The 15,804-nt window shown below is 60.7% G+C and carries 18 protein-coding genes; 10 read left to right on the top strand and 8 right to left on the bottom strand.

The genetic code is table 11. The annotated features are described in order from the left end of the window. Nucleotides 1-3: 3 nt before the first annotated feature. Both LRL22_RS17235 and LRL22_RS17240 read left to right on the top strand, forming a co-directional pair. A complete protein-coding gene (locus LRL22_RS17235; protein WP_005342660.1) occupies nucleotides 4-645 on the top strand; it encodes a bifunctional 4-hydroxy-2-oxoglutarate aldolase/2-dehydro-3-deoxy-phosphogluconate aldolase in 642 nt (213 codons plus the stop codon). Nucleotides 646-786: 141 nt separating this feature from the next. Next, complete coding sequence (locus LRL22_RS17240; protein WP_270905949.1) at nucleotides 787-1,479, top strand: helix-turn-helix domain-containing protein; 693 nt, start codon at nucleotides 787-789, stop codon at nucleotides 1,477-1,479. Here the strand turns inward: LRL22_RS17240 and LRL22_RS17245 are convergent. Together LRL22_RS17245 and LRL22_RS17250 are read right to left on the bottom strand one after the other, a co-directional pair. Continuing rightward, nucleotides 1,468-1,857, bottom strand: a complete 390-nt coding sequence (locus LRL22_RS17245) for a nuclear transport factor 2 family protein (RefSeq protein WP_270905950.1) — start codon at nucleotides 1,855-1,857, stop codon at nucleotides 1,468-1,470. The genes LRL22_RS17240 and LRL22_RS17245 overlap by 12 nt on opposite strands. A 113-nt stretch (nucleotides 1,858-1,970) precedes the next feature. After that, nucleotides 1,971-2,978, bottom strand: coding sequence for a substrate-binding domain-containing protein (locus LRL22_RS17250; RefSeq protein WP_270905951.1), 1,008 nt, complete (start codon nucleotides 2,976-2,978; stop codon nucleotides 1,971-1,973). A gap of 89 nt (nucleotides 2,979-3,067) precedes the next feature. Here LRL22_RS17250 and LRL22_RS17255 point away from each other — a divergent pair, with 89 nt between their 5' ends. After that, complete coding sequence (locus LRL22_RS17255; RefSeq protein WP_270905952.1) at nucleotides 3,068-3,718, top strand: Qnr family pentapeptide repeat protein; 651 nt, start codon at nucleotides 3,068-3,070, stop codon at nucleotides 3,716-3,718. Between the two features lie 133 nt (nucleotides 3,719-3,851). Here LRL22_RS17255 and envC read toward each other — a convergent pair whose 3' ends face one another. Both envC and gpmM read right to left on the bottom strand, forming a co-directional pair. Continuing rightward, complete coding sequence (gene envC / locus LRL22_RS17260; RefSeq protein ID WP_236322889.1) at nucleotides 3,852-5,204, bottom strand: murein hydrolase activator EnvC; 1,353 nt, start codon at nucleotides 5,202-5,204, stop codon at nucleotides 3,852-3,854. Nucleotides 5,205-5,213: 9 nt separating this feature from the next. Then, nucleotides 5,214-6,743 carry a 2,3-bisphosphoglycerate-independent phosphoglycerate mutase gene (gpmM, locus tag LRL22_RS17265; RefSeq protein WP_005356867.1) on the bottom strand — a complete coding sequence of 510 codons (1,530 nt, stop codon included), beginning with the start codon at nucleotides 6,741-6,743 and terminating at the stop codon, nucleotides 5,214-5,216. Between the two features lie 246 nt (nucleotides 6,744-6,989). Between gpmM and LRL22_RS17270 the strand changes: the two genes are divergently transcribed. From LRL22_RS17270 to gpsA, 3 genes are read left to right on the top strand one after another with little or no spacing between them, the layout of a single operon-like run. After that, complete coding sequence (locus LRL22_RS17270) at nucleotides 6,990-7,421, top strand: rhodanese-like domain-containing protein (RefSeq protein WP_005340640.1); 432 nt, start codon at nucleotides 6,990-6,992, stop codon at nucleotides 7,419-7,421. A gap of 50 nt (nucleotides 7,422-7,471) precedes the next feature. Further along, nucleotides 7,472-7,942, top strand: coding sequence for a protein-export chaperone SecB (secB, locus tag LRL22_RS17275; RefSeq protein WP_042054222.1), 471 nt, complete (start codon nucleotides 7,472-7,474; stop codon nucleotides 7,940-7,942). A 2-nt stretch (nucleotides 7,943-7,944) separates the two neighbouring features. Beyond that, nucleotides 7,945-8,949: an NAD(P)H-dependent glycerol-3-phosphate dehydrogenase gene (gene gpsA / locus LRL22_RS17280; protein WP_005356865.1), complete on the top strand. Its 1,005-nt coding sequence runs from the start codon at nucleotides 7,945-7,947 to the stop codon at nucleotides 8,947-8,949. Between the two features lie 69 nt (nucleotides 8,950-9,018). Here gpsA and nfuA read toward each other — a convergent pair whose 3' ends face one another. Both nfuA and LRL22_RS17290 read right to left on the bottom strand, forming a co-directional pair. Beyond that, nucleotides 9,019-9,597 (bottom strand): Fe-S biogenesis protein NfuA, encoded by a 579-nt coding sequence (gene nfuA / locus LRL22_RS17285; RefSeq protein ID WP_005340636.1) that lies wholly within the window; start codon nucleotides 9,595-9,597, stop codon nucleotides 9,019-9,021. A gap of 80 nt (nucleotides 9,598-9,677) precedes the next feature. Beyond that, on the bottom strand, nucleotides 9,678-10,406 hold the full coding sequence (locus LRL22_RS17290; RefSeq protein ID WP_270905953.1) for a ComF family protein: 729 nt from the start codon (nucleotides 10,404-10,406) through the stop codon (nucleotides 9,678-9,680). A 38-nt stretch (nucleotides 10,407-10,444) separates the two neighbouring features. Between LRL22_RS17290 and bioH the strand changes: the two genes are divergently transcribed. The 4 genes from bioH to LRL22_RS17310 all read left to right on the top strand — a co-directional run bounded on the left by bioH (nucleotide 10,445) and on the right by LRL22_RS17310 (nucleotide 12,648). Next, a complete protein-coding gene (bioH, locus tag LRL22_RS17295; protein WP_042054220.1) occupies nucleotides 10,445-11,209 on the top strand; it encodes a pimeloyl-ACP methyl ester esterase BioH in 765 nt (254 codons plus the stop codon). Between the two features lie 71 nt (nucleotides 11,210-11,280). Next, entirely contained in the window at nucleotides 11,281-11,514 is a 234-nt protein-coding gene (locus tag LRL22_RS17300; protein ID WP_042054219.1) for a flagellar hook protein FlgE, read from the top strand. 1 nt (nucleotide 11,515) lies between these two features. Continuing rightward, complete coding sequence (locus LRL22_RS17305) at nucleotides 11,516-12,283, top strand: putative metalloprotease CJM1_0395 family protein (protein WP_204384907.1); 768 nt, start codon at nucleotides 11,516-11,518, stop codon at nucleotides 12,281-12,283. Nucleotides 12,284-12,369: 86 nt separating this feature from the next. Then, nucleotides 12,370-12,648 (top strand): hypothetical protein, encoded by a 279-nt coding sequence (locus LRL22_RS17310; protein WP_204384908.1) that lies wholly within the window; start codon nucleotides 12,370-12,372, stop codon nucleotides 12,646-12,648. Between the two features lie 70 nt (nucleotides 12,649-12,718). Here LRL22_RS17310 and LRL22_RS17315 read toward each other — a convergent pair whose 3' ends face one another. Then, entirely contained in the window at nucleotides 12,719-15,028 is a 2,310-nt protein-coding gene (locus tag LRL22_RS17315) for a Tex family protein (RefSeq protein WP_270905954.1), read from the bottom strand. Between the two features lie 190 nt (nucleotides 15,029-15,218). Beyond that, complete coding sequence (gene greB, locus LRL22_RS17320) at nucleotides 15,219-15,692, bottom strand: transcription elongation factor GreB (RefSeq protein ID WP_167565218.1); 474 nt, start codon at nucleotides 15,690-15,692, stop codon at nucleotides 15,219-15,221. Nucleotides 15,693-15,804: the final 112 nt, after the last annotated feature.

Raw genomic sequence — 15,804 nt, forward strand, 5'->3', positions numbered from 1 at the left:
GCTATGCAGAACTGGAAAGTGACCCCGGCCGAGGTGTTTGCCGCCTCCCCGCTGGTACCCGTGATGGTTATCAACGAGCTGGATCAGGCCCTGCCGATGGCCAAGGCGCTGCTCGACGGCGGCATCTCTGTCTTCGAAATCACCCTGCGCACCCCGGTGGCGCTCGATGCCATCGCCCTTATCGCCAAGGCGATGCCGGATGCCATGGTCGGTGCCGGTACCGTGCTCAACTGCGAGCAGTTTGATGCAGCCGTTGCTGCCGGTGCCCGCTTCGTCATCTCCCCGGGGATGACCCCGGCCCTGCTGGCCCACGCGGCCAAGAGCACTGCACCGCTGATCCCGGGCGTGGCTACTCCGTCTGAAGTGATGCAGGCGCTGGAAGCGGGCTACGACCATCTGAAGTTCTTCCCGGCTGAAGCGAACGGCGGCACCAAGGCGCTCTCTGCCATTGCCGCGCCGTTGCCCCAGGTGAAGTTCTGCCCGACCGGCGGTATCGGCCCGAAAAACGTGGCCGACTATCTGGCGCTCAAGTGCGTCGCCACCGTCGGCGGTTCCTGGATGCTGCCGGCCGATGCGGTCAAGAGCGGCAACTGGGAAGAGGTGACTCGCCTCTCCCGCGAAGCGGTTGAGCTGGTAAAACGCTAAGCATCAGTTGTGTCCAGAAAACCAAACAGGCCACCCTCGGGTGGCCTGCTTCTTTTGGCCATTCTGACGGCGGAAAAGCCATTTACAGGGTGCCGTCTGCTCCCTTATGGTCGTGGTCGGTTTCTTATCCGGCTGGCCGACATGTCTTTTCTCCATCGCTCCTGCCCGCAAGGGCACTTCACTCCGCTGCACTGCCATCCGCAGGCCCAGTATTGCTACATGCACGACGGTGGCGGCGTTATCACCGGCGGTGCTGCCAGCGAGCTGCTGGTTGCCGGCCAGCTCTGCTTTATTCCGGCGGGCTGGGAGCACGAATTTCGCGTGCTGCGCCACTCTCGCCTCTCGCTTATCTATACCCCATCGTCCGCATCAGCTCCTTTTGGCCTGCGCCAGCTGACACCACTGCTGGCCGGCCTCTTTGCCCGTCTCAGTGAGTTGGAGGAGGGGGCCGAGCGGGAGGCCTATCTGACGGTGATTGGCCACGAGTTGGCGCGAGCTGCCCCGCAAGCGGCCCAGCCTGCGCTGGCGGCCAACCTCGACCCGCGCCTGCTGCGGGTGCTGGATCGCTTCTGTCAGGCTCCCTCCATCAACACCACGCTTGCCGAGCTGGCCGTGGATTGCGGCGCTTCGCTACGCACTCTGAACCGGCTTTTCCTTCTGCAGCTGGGCTGTACCTTCCGCCAGTGGCGCGAGCAGGTGGTGATGGGGCGGGCCTGCCAGTTGCAGTATCAGGGGGTCACATCGGCGCAGATTGCCGACCTGCTCGGTTACGAAGATCCTGCCGCCTTCTCCCGCGCGCTCCAGCGCTTCGCCCGGCGCGACTCAGCGTCGTGAACCTATGTCGGCATCCTGCTCGCAGCCGCTCAGCAGGCAGGTCACCTCGTCGGTCTGGCAGATCTTGCCGTCGCGAAAGGTGAAGAGACCGCTCACCTTGCAGACCAGCGGGGCGCCATCGTGGCGGGTGGCTCGTACCACATGGGTCGAGTGCACCCTGTCCCCTTGCGCGATGGTGGCGACAAACTCGATGGTGGCTTCGGCCAGATGATCTCTGAGCGTCGCAATGTGCTGGCGAAAGTCGGCGTAGTCGAGCTGCTCGCCGTTTACCTGCTGGCAGTAATCCAGGGTGAACCACTGGTCAAGCTCGGCTAGGGTAAAGCGGGGATTGCAGACAACGCGCTGCAGGCAGGCTTGCAATCGTTCGGTGTTGTTCATCTTCTGCTCCTGACATGTGGTTGGTATGCCGGGCCAGCATAGAGCAGAGGATGGCGATAAGAGGTTGCAGGATGCGCCATCATGACGGGCGAACGCGCCATGATGGCAAGGGATCAGCCCAGACTCTCCCCGACATAGAGGGAGAAGCCGATATCCTTGCGGGTGTCGGGTTGGGATGGGCCGTTGAGACGCGCCAGCAGCATGGTGGCCGCCTCCCGACCTATCGCTTCCCGCGGGGTGGCGATACTGGCCAGCTTGGGGGTCATGGCGTGGCCGATGTCGAGGGCGTTGCAACCGGCGATGGCGATCTGCTGGGGCACCGGGATCCACTTGGCCTGACACTGCAGCAGAGCACCCACCGCCAGGTCATCGTTGGTGCAGAACAGGCCGTCGAGGTCGGGATAGCGCACCAGCGCCTGATCCAGCAGCTCGCTCCCCAGAGTGAAGCTGGAGGATTGTTCGGTCAGCAGATGCTGGCCGGTGAGGCCGAAGTCGGTCATCGCCTGATAGTAACCCTCCATCCGCAGTTGGGTACGCACGTCGAGCCGCGCCCCCAGATAGACCACCTTGCGTCGGCCCCGGCGCAGCATCTCTGTTACCATGGCCCGGGCCGCGGCTCTATGGTCCATGCCGACCACCATGTCGATGGGGGTTTGCGGCAGATCCATGGTCTCCACCACCGGAATGCCGGCGGTGGCGATCATTTTGCGGGTGCGTTCGGTGTGCTGGCTGTCGGAGAGGATCAGCCCATCCACGTGATAGGAGAGCAGGGACGCGACCTGCTCCTCCTCCCGCTCCGGACTATAGCCGTAGTGGGCCAGCAGGGTCTGGTAACCGGCCGGTCGGGTCACCGACTCGATGCCGTGGATCACCGCCGAGAAGACCTGGTTGGAGAGGGAAGGGATCAGGATGCCGATCGCCTTGCTGGTCGCGTTGGAGAGAATATCCGGCGCCCGATTGGGGATATAACCCAGCTCTTCCACTACAGCTGCGATCCGCTCGCGGGTCCCCTCCGCTACGGTCTGCGGGTCGCGCAGATAGCGGCTGACAGTCATCTTGGTCACGCCGGTCTGGTCGGCGATATCTTGCAGGGTGGGGCGGCGCTTGCGGGTGGGGCTCATAGGGGTGTCCAGCGTGGATGTTACATGTAACATTACCGTTTTTGGCGGATAAAGTCAGCATATGAAGCCGTTTTTGCAGGAGTTTTCCGATGATCAGAGGCAAGCAGTTCGTGGATGTCCGGTTCGAGCAACAGGATGTGGAGGGGGAGCAGTTCTCGGAGTGCCGCTTTATCGGCTGCAACTTCTCCTGGCTGGATTTGAACGATAGCCGCTTCATCGACTGCAGCTTCTACGATCGGGAGAGTGAACGGGGCTGCCTGTTGCAGGGTTGCGATCTGCGCGAGGCCAGCTTCCTGCGCTGCGATCTCACCATGGCCGATTGCAGCCGCAGCCAGTGTCTGGGGTTGGAGATGCGCGACTGTCAGGCGGTCGGTATCAACTTCAGCCATGCCAGCTTCGCCAACCAGATCACCGCCAAAAGCTACTTCTGCGAGGCCCATCTGACCGGCAACAACTTCAGCTATGCCAGCTTCGAGGGTTGTCTGCTGGAGAAGTGCGAGCTGACCGGCAACCGCTGGCAGGGAGCCAACCTGTTTGGTGCCTCGCTTGCGGGTTCCGATCTCAGCGGCTCCGAGTTTGGCCAGATTGACTGGACCAGCTTCAAGCTGCAGGGCTGCGATCTGCGCCAGTGCGATCTGCCGGGGCTGGATCTGCGCCGGGTCGATCTGCAAGGGGTGCAGATCAACGAGGATCAGCAGCAGACCTTGCTGGAGCAGATCGGTCTGGTTGTCTTCCCCTGAGCCGAGCGAAAAATTAGGTAATTTTTCATCAAATGGGAGCGACAGCGGGTTGCTGTACTCCTGAAACGACAAAAGCCTGCGTGATGCAGGCTTTTGCTAGTGAGCGTGTGATGCGTTTGTCGGCCGGGTTGACTCAACCCTTGGCCAGCCATTTGGTTGGGTTGATGGCCTCGCCCTGATAGCGAATTTCGAAATAGAGGCCCGGTCTGTCCTGACCGCCACTGTCACCGACCAGTGCCACAGGTTCACCCTGTTCCACATTCTGGCCCACCTGACGAAGCAGCGACTGATTGTGACCGTAGAGGCTCATATAGCCCTTACCGTGATCGATTACCAGCAGCATACCGAAGCCATCGAGCCAGTCGGCGTAAACCACTTGTCCCGGTGCGACCGCCTTGACCTGAGTTCCTTCGCTGGCGCCGATCAGGGTGCCTTTCCACTTAAGCTGGGCGGTGCGCGGCGAACCGTAAGAGATGAGGATCGGTCCCTGCACCGGCCAGCGCAGGCTGCCATTGGTCTTGAGGCCGCTATAGTGACCGGCACTGCTGATGCCCGAGCCGCGCTCCGGTTTGCTGCTGGCCACCTCTTCGGCAGGTTCTGCCGGTTTGACGGTTTTATTCTGCTGGGCGGCGAGTCGTTGTTGCTCGGCGCGGCGCTGTTCGGCCAGCTTGCGCTGACGCTCCTGCTCCGCTTTCAGCTTGGCCAGCCGTTCGCGCTCGGCCCGTTCACGGCGCTCCTGCTCTTCCCGCTTGCGACGCAGCTCTTCCAGCCGGGCTTTCAGCGCTTTCTCCGCCTTGACCAGCTTGGTGAGCTTCTGCTCGTCATCCTGTACCGACTGCTGCAACTGGTTGCGCACCTTGGCCCGGCTCTGCTGGCTGGCCAGCAGGGTCTGGTGATGCTCCTGCTGTTCGGCAAGCAGGGTCTGCAGTCTGGTTTCGGTCTCTTTGGTTGCCTGCTGGTTTTTCGCCAGCTTGTCGCGGGTGGCGCGCAGGGCGTCGATGGCCTCGATGCGGGCCTTGTTGAGGTAGTCGTAGTAGTCGAGTGAGCGGCTCAGTTTGGCCGGATCCTGCTGATTGAGCAGCAGTTTGAGGTAGTCGTGGTTGCCCGCTTGAAAGGCGCTCTCCGCCTGTTTGGCCAGCAACTGTTTTTGATGTTTGGCTTGAACTTCCAGCCCCAGCTTGTCTTTTTGCAGGGTCGCCAGCGTCTGCTGGTTCTGCTTCAACTGTTGCCTGGTCTGGTTGAGTTTGGCGGCGGCGGCCGAGATGGCCTGCTCGTCAGCCTTGAGCTGGGTATTGAGCTTGGCAAGCTCCTGCTTGCTGAGCTTGATGGTCTTCTGTTGTTCTTTGATCTGGGACTGCATGGTCCCCAGCTGCTGATTGGCGGCCAAAGCCGGTGTGCTGGCGCCAATCGACAGGCAAAAAAACAGCGCGCCGGCCAACAGGCCGACGCGACTGGTTTTCTGTGAAATAACTTCGCATCCCCGCATGGGGAAGGATTATTTCAGAATCATCAGGGGCTTGCCAGTCATTTCCGGCGGCACCGGCAGACCCATCAGGGTCAGCATGGTGGGGGCCAGATCGGACAGTTTGCCACCTTCAACCACCTCGGCTTTGCGACCGAAATAGATGAGCGGAACCGGCAGATTGGTGTGGGCGGTGTGGGCCTGACCAGTCTCTTCGTCCAGCATCTTCTCGGCGTTACCGTGGTCGGCAGTGATCAGGCACTCGCCACCCACTTCGGCCAGGGCGTCGGTCACGCGACCGATGCAGTGGTCAACGGCTTCACAGGCTTTGACGGCGGCATCGAACACACCTGTGTGACCAACCATGTCGCCATTCGGGTAGTTACAGATGATGACGTCGTACTTGCCGCTCTTGATGGCCGCAACCAGCTTGTCGGTCAGCTCTTCGGAGCTCATCTCCGGCTGCAGGTCATAGGTCGCCACTTTCGGGCTGGCCACGATCTCGCGATCTTCGCCTGTGAAGCAGGACTCTTCGCCACCGTTGAAGAAGAAGGTGACGTGAGCATACTTCTCTGTTTCGGAGATGCGCAGCTGGGTCTTGCCCTGCTTGGCCAGCCACTCACCCAGGGTGTTGACCAGAGCGGTCGGCGGGTAGGCACAGGCAGTTTTGATGTCGGCCGCGTATTCGGTCAGCATCACGAAGTTCAGCTTCGGCTCAACGGCACGGGCGAAGCCGGTGAAGTCGGTGTCAACGAAGGCGCGGGTGATTTCACGGGCACGGTCGGCACGGAAATTCATGAAAATCAGCGCATCGCCATCTTCCATCGGTGCAGCTTCGCCGATGCGGGTGGCTTTGACGAACTCGTCGTTCTCGTCGCGGGCATAGGCGGCAGCCAGCGCTTCGGTGGCGCTCTCGGCGGTGAACTCGCCCTTGCCCTGGGTCATCAGGTCATAGGCTTGCTGCACGCGATCCCAGCGGTTGTCACGGTCCATGGCGAAGTAACGGCCGATCATGGAGGCGAAGCGACCCTTGCCCAGCTTGGCGAACAGGGCGTCGAACAGCTCGATGGAGGACTGGGCGGAGCGCGGCGGAACGTCGCGGCCATCCAGGAAGGCGTGCAGGTAGATCTTCTCGGCGCCACGCTTGGCTGCCATTTCGATCATGCCCATGATGTGCTCTTCGTGGCTGTGTACGCCACCCGGGGACATCAGGCCCATGATGTGAACTGCTTTGCCGTTGGTCACGGCAGCGTCAACAGCCTTGGCCAGCTCGACGTTCTGGAAGAATTCGCCATCCTGGATGTCTTTGGAGATGCGGGTCAGCTCCTGATAGACGATGCGACCGGCACCGATGTTGACGTGGCCCACTTCGGAGTTGCCCATCTGGCCATCCGGCAGACCGACATCCAGACCGGAGCCGGAGATAAGGGTGCTGGTGTAGTCACGGGCCAGACGATCGAGGTTGGGAGTCTTGGCGGCAGCGACGGCGTTGTGCTCTTGCTTGGTGCTGTAGCCCCAACCGTCCATGATGACCAGAACCAAAGGTTTCTTAGCTGTTGACATAAGACTATGTCCTCTCGGATTGGAAAAAATGCGGGAAATGAAACTAGCGTAATATTACTACATCTGCCGAAATAGTCACCTGATAGCCAAGGGGCGCTCCCGTGGCCCCGCAAGCCACGCTCTTCTTGCCATGCTCGCAGCCCAATGATGATGGGAGCCTGCTCGCGCTTTGCCGCCAAGATGGCTGATCTTATCAATACCCCCATGTATACTCGGGCCCTTGTCTTGGTCCCTGGATAGTAGAAGATGCAAGAGTATTTGGATTTTGCGGCCCGTAACCCGCTGCTGACCGCAGCCTGGTTGGGTCTGGCTGGCACCCTGGTTTACACCACTGTGCGTGCCCGTTTGTCTCCGGTAAAAACCGTCAACAATCACACCGCGACCCTGCTGATCAACCGCGAGAATGCTACCGTGGTGGATATTCGCAGTCAGGAAGAGTACGCCAAGGGCCATCTGGCCGGTGCCCAGCACCTGCCGCTGACCCAGATCCAGAGCAATAATCTGGGCCCGGTTGAAAAGCATAAAGATGCCCCCATCATAGTGGTGTGCGAGTCGGGAATGACTGCGGGCGGCGCGGGCCGTCAGCTGAGCAAAGCTGGCTTCAAGCAGGTTTATGTGCTCGGCGGTGGCATGGCCCAATGGCGTGCAGAAAATCTGCCGGTAACCAAGAAACGCTGATTTAAGCAGGGCCTGAGCCCACTTATCCATATAACAAGGAATCAAACGAAATGGCTGACGAGATCAACAACCAGGAAGTACAACCGGAATTCCACATCCAGCGTGTTTACACCAAGGATGTCTCTTTCGAAGCGCCGAACACCCCGCACATCTTCCAGAAAGAGTGGCAGCCGGACGTCAAGCTGGATATGGATACCAAGACCAACATCCTGGCTGAGAGCGTGTACGAGGTTGTCCTGACCCTGACCGTAACCTGCAAACTGGAAACCGAAACTGCCTTCCTGTGCGAAGTACAGCAAGCCGGTATCTTCACCATCGGTAACCTGCCGGAGCCGCAACTGGCCCACTGCCTGGCTGCCTTCTGCCCGAACATCCTGTTCCCGTATGCCCGCGAAGCCGTGGCCAACATGGTGAGCAAGGGTTCCTTCCCGCAGCTGAACCTGGCACCGGTCAACTTCGATGCCCTGTTTGCCCAGCACATGGCGCAAGCACAGGCCCAGCAGGCGACTGCGGAAGCCTGATAATGGCTGACCAGATCGCTATCTCGGTCTTGGGGGCGGGGTCTTATGGCTCCGCCCTTGCCATTTCTCTGGCGCGCAACGGTCATCCGACCCTGCTGTGGGGTCACGACCCTGCTCATGTCGCCGAGCTGGAACAAGACCGCTGCAACAAGGCTTTTCTGCCTGATGTCCCTTTTCCTGCCGATCTGCAGCTAACTGCGGATCTGCAACGTGCGGTACAGGCTGCCCCCGTGCTGCTGCTGGTCGTGCCGAGCCATGTATTTGGCGATGTGCTGACCCGGATCAAGCCCTTCCTGCGCCCCGATACCCGTATCGCCTGGGCCACCAAGGGTCTGGAGCCGGACAGTGGCCGTCTGCTGCAGGATGTGGCTCGTGAAGTGCTGGGTGACGAGATACCACTGGCGGTGATCTCTGGTCCCACCTTCGCCAAGGAGCTGGCTGCCGGTTTGCCGACCGCCATCTCGGTCGCTTCGACCCACGACGAGTTCGCCGACGATCTCTCCCACCTGCTGCACTGTGGCCGCTCGTTCCGGGTCTATACCAATCCGGACTTCGTCGGTCTGCAGCTGGGTGGGGCGGTGAAGAACGTCATCGCCATCGGTGCCGGTCTCTCCGACGGGCTCGGGTTTGGCGCCAATGCCAGAACCGCGCTCATCACCCGGGGCCTGGTGGAGATGCAGCGTCTGGGTGCGGCGCTGGGTGCCGATGCCAAAACCTTTATGGGGATGGCGGGGCTCGGGGATCTGGTGCTCACATGTACCGACAACCAGTCGCGCAACCGTCGCTTCGGGCTGGCCCTCGGGGCTGGCAAGGATGTGAACACCGCCATGACCGAGATCGGTCAGGTGGTGGAGGGGTATCGCAACACCAAAGAGGTGCATCTGCTGGCGGCCCGCTGCGGCGTCGAGATGCCCATCTGCGAGCAGATCTTCAAGGTGCTCTACGAGGGTAAGAACCCGAAAGAGGCGGCCATCGCCCTGCTGTCGCGAGACAAGAAGGACGAGTAATCTGCCGATTGCCCATGCAAAAGGCCCCGCCAGATGGCGGGGCCTTTTCTTTGCTGCAAGGGCTGCAAATCAGTAGTAGGAGTGGTCGCCGCGCTGGTGCTCGGTGGCGTCTTTCACACCGTTGAGTTCGCCCGGGAACTTCTCCAGCAGCTGCTTCTCGATCCCCTCTTTCAGGGTGTAATCGACCATGGAGCAACCGTTGCAACCACCGCCAAACTGCAGGATGGCCAGTTTGTCTTCAGTCAGCTCGACCAGGGTGACCTTGCCACCGTGACCGGCCAGCATGGGGTTCACTTCGGACATCAGCACGTACTCGATGCGCTCGATCAGTGGCGCGTCATCGGCCACTTTACGCATCTTGGCGTTCGGTGCCTTCAGGGTGAGCTGGGAGCCCATCTGATCGGTCACGAAGTCGATGGTGGCATCCACCAGGAAGGGGGCGCTCAGGGGATCGACCATGCAGTCGAAGCCGCTGAAGGGCAGGTGTTGATCTTCCGGGTCCACGGCATCGGGCGGGCAATAAGATACGCCACACTCGGCATTCTGGGTTCCCGGATTGACCACAAACACCCGGATATTGGTGCCATCAGGCTGTTTTTCCAGCAGTTTACGGAAATGGGCCTGGGCGGCGTCGGAAATGCTGATCATCACTATCCTCATAAACCTGAGTGTACGACTAGGGTATTCATGATAACGCGGTTATTAATGCTTGGGTAGCATGCCGATGGCTACTTGCTGTGTCGCAGGGTACGACAGATTGCCCACACTTCTACCTTTGTGATGCCGCTCTCATGGAGCAAACGGCTGAGCTGCCCAGCGGTGGCGCCTGTGGTCACGACGTCATCGAGCAGGGCGACATGGCGATAGTGGTGGGGGCGGATCCGGAATGCCCCGCGCAGATTGCGCCGCCGCTGCCCGGCGCTCAAGGTTGTTTGTTGCGGGGTCGCCTTGATGCGTTGCAATAGAGTGTTGTCGCAGGGAATACCGGTGAACTCGCCAAGGGCTTGTGCGATCTCCCCCGCCTGATTGAACCCACGCCGCCACTGCCGCCACCAGTGCAGGGGAACCGGAATGATCGCCTCCGGCGGCTCGCTGCTATCCAGATGATCGGCCAAGAGGCGTGCCAGTAGCGGCGCCAGCAGGATCTGGCCGGAATATTTGAGCCGGGGGATCAGCATGGGGTAGGGGGTTTGGTAGTCGCCGATCACCTGCAGCCGCTCCCAGGGGGGAGGTCTGCGTTGGCAGCGGCCGCAGACCGGTATGTTCTCTTTTATATAGTCAGCCAGCGGTGCGGCGCAGAGGCGGCATCTTGGCTCTGATTGGTGCAACGCCTGCCGACACCAGCTGCAGAGCAGGGGCTCGTTGTCACAAGGCTGATTACAGAGCAGGCAGCTCCCTTGCCAGTCGGCGTGGCTGCCGAGCAGTGGGCTTGCTTTAGCGAGCAGTCGCTTTAACATGCTGACCCCAAGAGCATGAACAGGGATCTTTAGTCTAGATGAGCATATCGGTAGAGCAGTTTGGCCAGGGGCCCGATCTGGTGCTGTTGCACGGTTGGGGGATGAATGGTGCGGTCTGGCATGGCATTGCCCAACAGTTGGCGTCCCACTATCGGGTTCATCTGGTGGATTTGCCCGGTTTTGGCAACAGCCCGCTGGCAGACGAGGTGGATTACAGCCTGCCCTGGCTTGCCGAGCAGGTGGCTGCCATCATGCCGCAGAAGTGCCATCTGCTTGGTTGGTCGCTCGGGGGGCTGGTGGCAAGCCAGTTGGCGCTGATGCATCCCGATCGGCTGCACTCCCTGATCACCGTGGCCAGCTCCCCTTGTTTTATGGCCCGCGACGAGTGGCCGGGGATCGCCCCCAAGGTACTGACCGGCTTCAACCAGATGCTGGCGGGGGATTTTCGCCAGACCATAGAGCGCTTTCTGGCGATCCAGGCGATGGGCAGCGAACATGCCCGGGACGATATCCGTCAGTTGCGCCACTGGCTGGCCGAGCGGCCGGCGCCCGAGTTTGCCGCACTCGAGGCTGGACTGACACTGTTGGCCGAGATTGACCTGCGCGAACCGCTGCAGGAGCTCGATCTGCCCTGGTTGCGGATCTATGGGCGACTGGATTCATTGGTACCCAAGGCGGCCATTCCCCTGCTGGATGATCTCTATCCTGCCAGCCGCAGCGTGACCCTCAATAAGGCCTCACACGCACCTTTTATCTCCCACCCTGACGAATTCATTGAAATCGTTCGAGATTTTGTTGGATAAAAAATAGTCAACAAGCTTCATTAATCCTCTGGTCTGGCGGATAATTAAGCTGTGACCAGAGGAGTAACATCATGCGTATTGATTCTGCTTTCAACAGCGGGGTACAGGGATTTCAGCGAGCCGAGCAGATTGCCGACAAGGCATCCAATCAGATCGCCCGTCTCAACACCCCCAGCGGGGATCAGGTGCAAGTGACCGATGAGCTCGTCAATCTCAAGGTGGCCGAGCTGCAGGCTGGCGCTTCCGCCAAGGTAGTGCAGACCGCCAGCGATATGATGGGAACCCTGATCGACATCCGGGTGTGAGATGAACATCAATGTCAGTCTGCCCCCCCTTATTCCGACACAGCTGCAACCTCAGGTGGAAGCAGCGAGGACGGATAATCGCCGGGCAGAACTGATCCCGCAGGCCCGGGCGGGCCAAGCCTCCGTTGCCGAATCTGAAGTCGGCTCCCAGAAAGAGAAATCCAAAGCCGGTCAGGCCTCCAGCAATCAGAGCTCCCAGAACAGCCGTGAAACCGGGCAACCGGCGCCGACGACACTGCCAGACAATCGCTTTGTCGAGGCCACCGGTGAGGATGGGCAGCGCAAGCAGCAAGATCCCAAACAGCAGGAGCAGCAACAGCGGCAAGAGCAGCAGGTTCAGGATCTTGTCGAGCGTGACAAGGAGGTGCGCACTCACGAGCAGGCTCACCAGTCTGCGGGTGGAGAGTACGCCAGCTCGCCCACCTATCAGTTTACGCAAGGGCCGGATGGCAAGCGTTATGCTACGGGTGGCGAAGTCCAGATCGATACCAGTGTCGTACCCGGTGACCCTGCGGCTACCATCGCCAAGATGCAGCAGATCCGCTCTGCAGCGCTGGCGCCTGCCGAGCCTTCCGCGCAGGATTTGGCCGTTGCACGCAGCGCCGCCGCGAGTGAAGCCAAGGCGCGCAAAGAGCTGATGGCCGAGCAGAGCGCGAAATCGGGCGGTGTGCTGAGTGCCTATATGGACAAGCGCAACAGCGTCATCGCGGGCCACTATCAACAGGCTGTCAGCCCGGCCTCGACCCAGTCCCTCAGTCTGCATATCTGAATCCCCCCTCACCAAACTTTCAGCTGCTTTGCCTGTTTTGCAACTAACCTGAAGATCAGGCCCATTCCAATTTCACAGGAGCTGTCATGCATTTCGATGAAGTCAAAGCGGAAGATTTCGCCACCTTCTCCCGTGTACCGCCCCCCCACCTGCAGATGGAGCAGTTTCTGATGCAGCTCGGGGGAGGGGGAACTGAAGGAACCAGTTTCAAGAAGAAAGTGATGCTGGCGGCTGGTTGGAGCCACACCGGTGTCGTCTCTTACGGCAAATATCCGCAAGAGGCCTGCAAGGCATTCAACCGACTGCGGGAGGTGCTGGCCCAGCATGGAGAGCCCGAGAGCATTCTTGCTGCCCTGACGCAGTGATCCTGATCTTCGCGTGTAAAAAAGCCCCTTGCGGGGCTTTTTGCATTCAGAGGACTTCTGGAAGGCTTCGCTACTTTTTCGCTTTGGAGAGCGCTGCCGCGAAGGCGTTGCCCATGGCACCACCCATAGGGGGGCTTTGGCGCGGCTCATTTCTTGGTTTGGTGTTGCCAGCACTGCTGTTGCGCGCTTCAGCCGGCTTGCGGGCGGGTTGCCCTGCCTTTTCGTCGAGGCGCATGGTCAGACTGATCCGCTTGCGCGGGGCGTCCACTTCCAGCACCTTGACCCGAACAATGTCGCCCGCCTTGACCACCTCACGGGGATCCTTGACGAAACGGTCGGTCAGGGAGGAGATGTGCACCAGACCGTCCTGATGAACACCGATATCGACGAAGGCGCCGAAGTTGGTGACGTTGGTGACTACACCTTCCAGTACCATCTCTGGCACCAGGTCGCTGATCTGCTCCACACCTTCCTTGAAGGTCGCGGTTTTGAACTCGGGGCGCGGGTCGCGGCCCGGCTTGTCCAGCTCGCCGATGATGTCGGTGACGGTAGGTACGCCGAATTGCTCATCGGTGTAATCGGCCGGTTTCAGGCTGCGCAGCAGGCTGCTGTTGCCGAGCAGGCTCTCCACTGTCTGCTCCAGCTTGGCGAGGATCCGCTCCACGACCGGATAAGACTCAGGGTGCACCGCCGAGCTGTCGAGGGGGTTGCTGCCGCCGCGAATGCGCAGGAAGCCGGCACACTGTTCGAAGGCTTTGGGGCCGAGTCGGCTCACTTTCAGCAACTGCTGACGGCTCTTGAATGCGCCGTGCTCATCCCGGTAGGCAACGATGTTCTGGGCCAACGTCTGGGAGAGGCCGGAAACCCGGTTGAGCAGGGCGACCGAGGCGGTGTTCACATCGACCCCGACCGCGTTTACGCAATCCTCAACCACGGCATCCAGCCGGCGGGCCAGCTGGCTTTGGCCGACGTCGTGCTGATACTGGCCGACCCCGATACTCTTGGGATCGATTTTGACCAGTTCGGCCAACGGGTCTTGCAGGCGGCGGGCGATGGAGACGGCGCCACGGATCGAGACGTCGAGATCCGGGAACTCCTGGGAGGCGAGTTCGGAGGCGGAGTAGACCGAGGCTCCTGCTTCGCTCACCACTATCTTCTGCGCCTTGGCGGCGGGGTAGCGCTCGAACAGGTCGCTCACCAGCCGGTCGGTCTCCCGCGAGGCGGTGCCGTTGCCGATGCTGATGAGCTCGACCTTGTGTTTCTGGCACAGCTCGCTCAGGGTCTTGAGGCTCTGATCAATCTGGCGTTTTGGTTCGAACGGATAGATGGTGGCGTGATCGACCAGTTTGCCGGTGGCATCCACCACGGCAACCTTGACCCCGGTACGGATGCCCGGATCCAGCCCCATGGTGCAGCGCATGCCCGCCGGGGCCGCCATCAGCAGATCCTTGAGGTTCATGGCGAACACCTTGATCGCCTCCTCCTCTGCCGATTCGCGGATACGGCCGATCAGCTCGGTCTCCATCTGAAGCGACAACTTGATCTTCCAGGTCCAGCTCACCACCCCTTGCAGCCATTTGTCGGCCGGGCGGTTCTGCAGATTGAGCTTGAAGTGGTGGGCAATGATCCCTTCGCAGGGGCTGGCACTATCATCGTCACCGGTTACCAGCGCCAGATTGAGGATCCCTTCATTACGGCCGCGCAGCATGGCCAGCACCCGGTGGGAGGGGGCCTTGTGCAGTGGTTCGTCGTGTTCGAAATAGTCCTTGAACTTGGCCCCTTCCTGCTCCTTGCCTGCCACCACGCGGGCGCTCAGGGTGGCATTTTGCCACAGGTAGTCACGCAGCTTCTCCAGCAAGTCGGCCTGCTCGGCAAAGCGCTCCATCAGGATATAGCGGGCGCCGTCGAGGGCAGCCTTGCTGTCGGCAATGCCCTGTTCGGGATTGAGGAAGGTGGCTGCAGCGTGCTCGGGATCCTGCATCGGGTCGCTGAGCAGCAGGGTGGCCAGCGGCTCCAGCCCCGCTTCGATGGCCATCTGTCCCTTGGTGCGGCGTTTGGGCTTGTAGGGGAGGTAGAGGTCTTCCAGCCGGGTCTTGCTGTCGGCGCCATTCAATTCGCGCATCAGCTCGGGGGTCAGCTTGCCCTGCTCTTCGATGGAGCGAATGATCACCTGACGGCGATCTTCCAGTTCACGCAGATAGCCGAGGCGGCTCTCCAGAGTACGTAGTTGGCTGTCGTCCAGACCGCCGGTCACCTCTTTACGGTAACGGGCGATAAAGGGCACGGTCGAGCCTTCATCCAGCAGGCGAACTGCGGCCTGCACCTGCTCCGGGCGAGCATTGAGCTCACCGGCAATCTGTCTCTCTATGGTTTGCATCATGATGTTGTTGAGGGCCTCTGTGGTCGAGTCCGCGCCATCAGGCGCCAAGTGTGAGCACTATATGGGGTCGTGTTGCGGGATGCCACCCTGCGCTGGGGGCTGCACCCGTCAGACTGAGAAAGTCGCAGGGGAGGCGTTTATCTTGCCATTGCACCTGTGACTCAGAATGTGCCTGTGGCAAGCAGTCCGGCTATTTGGGGTAGTTGATCTCGTTGATATACCAGCAGACGTCACCAACTGGCGTACGGACGATGGCCTCATCACCGACCTCTTTCTTGAGCAGGGCGCGGGCCATGGGGGAGTCGATGGAGATGTAATCCTTGCGCTCGAAGATCTCGTCATAGCCGACGATGCGAAAGCGCTTGGTCTCGCCCTCTTCGTTTTCCACCTCGACCCAGGCGCCGAAGAAGACCTTGCCCTCCTGCGCGGGGGCATAGTCGACGATCCCCAGCTCTTCGAGACATTTGCGCAGGTAACGCACCCGCCGGTCGATCTCCCGCAGCCGCTTCTTGTTGTACTGGTAGTCGGCATTTTCGCTGCGATCCCCCAGGCTGGCGGCCCATGCCACCTTCCTGGTGACCTCGGGGCGCTCCTGACGCCAGAGGAAATCGAGCTCTTCTTTCAGCTTGTTGTAGCCTTCGCGGGTGATCAGCTTTGTCTTCATGGTGATGCGGACCTGTCAAAGAGGGGTATTCATCGCTAACTGCTCGGGAATATTAGCTTTTGTCCTCTTGCTGTCGAGGGAAATCGTGATGGCTCGGCTGGCGCCATTCAGG

Source organism: Aeromonas sp. PI_26, assembly GCF_027854445.1.
Taxonomy (GTDB): domain Bacteria; phylum Pseudomonadota; class Gammaproteobacteria; order Enterobacterales; family Aeromonadaceae; genus Aeromonas; species Aeromonas veronii.

What these genes read in the sequence shown, in the direction of transcription:
- greB (WP_167565218.1), bottom strand. Translation starts at nt 15,692, where the DNA reads ATGAAGACAAAGCTGATCACCCGCGAAGGCTACAACAAGCTGAAAGAA.
- nfuA (WP_005340636.1), bottom strand. Translation starts at nt 9,597, where the DNA reads ATGATCAGCATTTCCGACGCCGCCCAGGCCCATTTCCGTAAACTGCTG.
- LRL22_RS17300 (WP_042054219.1), top strand. Translation starts at nt 11,281, where the DNA reads ATGCGTATTGATTCTGCTTTCAACAGCGGGGTACAGGGATTTCAGCGA.
- LRL22_RS17290 (WP_270905953.1), bottom strand. Translation starts at nt 10,406, where the DNA reads ATGTTAAAGCGACTGCTCGCTAAAGCAAGCCCACTGCTCGGCAGCCAC.
- LRL22_RS17235 (WP_005342660.1), top strand. Translation starts at nt 4, where the DNA reads ATGCAGAACTGGAAAGTGACCCCGGCCGAGGTGTTTGCCGCCTCCCCG.
- LRL22_RS17245 (WP_270905950.1), bottom strand. Translation starts at nt 1,857, where the DNA reads ATGAACAACACCGAACGATTGCAAGCCTGCCTGCAGCGCGTTGTCTGC.
- LRL22_RS17240 (WP_270905949.1), top strand. Translation starts at nt 787, where the DNA reads ATGTCTTTTCTCCATCGCTCCTGCCCGCAAGGGCACTTCACTCCGCTG.
- LRL22_RS17315 (WP_270905954.1), bottom strand. Translation starts at nt 15,028, where the DNA reads ATGATGCAAACCATAGAGAGACAGATTGCCGGTGAGCTCAATGCTCGC.
- gpsA (WP_005356865.1), top strand. Translation starts at nt 7,945, where the DNA reads ATGGCTGACCAGATCGCTATCTCGGTCTTGGGGGCGGGGTCTTATGGC.
- gpmM (WP_005356867.1), bottom strand. Translation starts at nt 6,743, where the DNA reads ATGTCAACAGCTAAGAAACCTTTGGTTCTGGTCATCATGGACGGTTGG.
- envC (WP_236322889.1), bottom strand. Translation starts at nt 5,204, where the DNA reads ATGCGGGGATGCGAAGTTATTTCACAGAAAACCAGTCGCGTCGGCCTG.
- LRL22_RS17310 (WP_204384908.1), top strand. Translation starts at nt 12,370, where the DNA reads ATGCATTTCGATGAAGTCAAAGCGGAAGATTTCGCCACCTTCTCCCGT.
- secB (WP_042054222.1), top strand. Translation starts at nt 7,472, where the DNA reads ATGGCTGACGAGATCAACAACCAGGAAGTACAACCGGAATTCCACATC.
- LRL22_RS17250 (WP_270905951.1), bottom strand. Translation starts at nt 2,978, where the DNA reads ATGAGCCCCACCCGCAAGCGCCGCCCCACCCTGCAAGATATCGCCGAC.
- LRL22_RS17305 (WP_204384907.1), top strand. Translation starts at nt 11,516, where the DNA reads ATGAACATCAATGTCAGTCTGCCCCCCCTTATTCCGACACAGCTGCAA.
- bioH (WP_042054220.1), top strand. Translation starts at nt 10,445, where the DNA reads ATGAGCATATCGGTAGAGCAGTTTGGCCAGGGGCCCGATCTGGTGCTG.
- LRL22_RS17255 (WP_270905952.1), top strand. Translation starts at nt 3,068, where the DNA reads ATGATCAGAGGCAAGCAGTTCGTGGATGTCCGGTTCGAGCAACAGGAT.
- LRL22_RS17270 (WP_005340640.1), top strand. Translation starts at nt 6,990, where the DNA reads ATGCAAGAGTATTTGGATTTTGCGGCCCGTAACCCGCTGCTGACCGCA.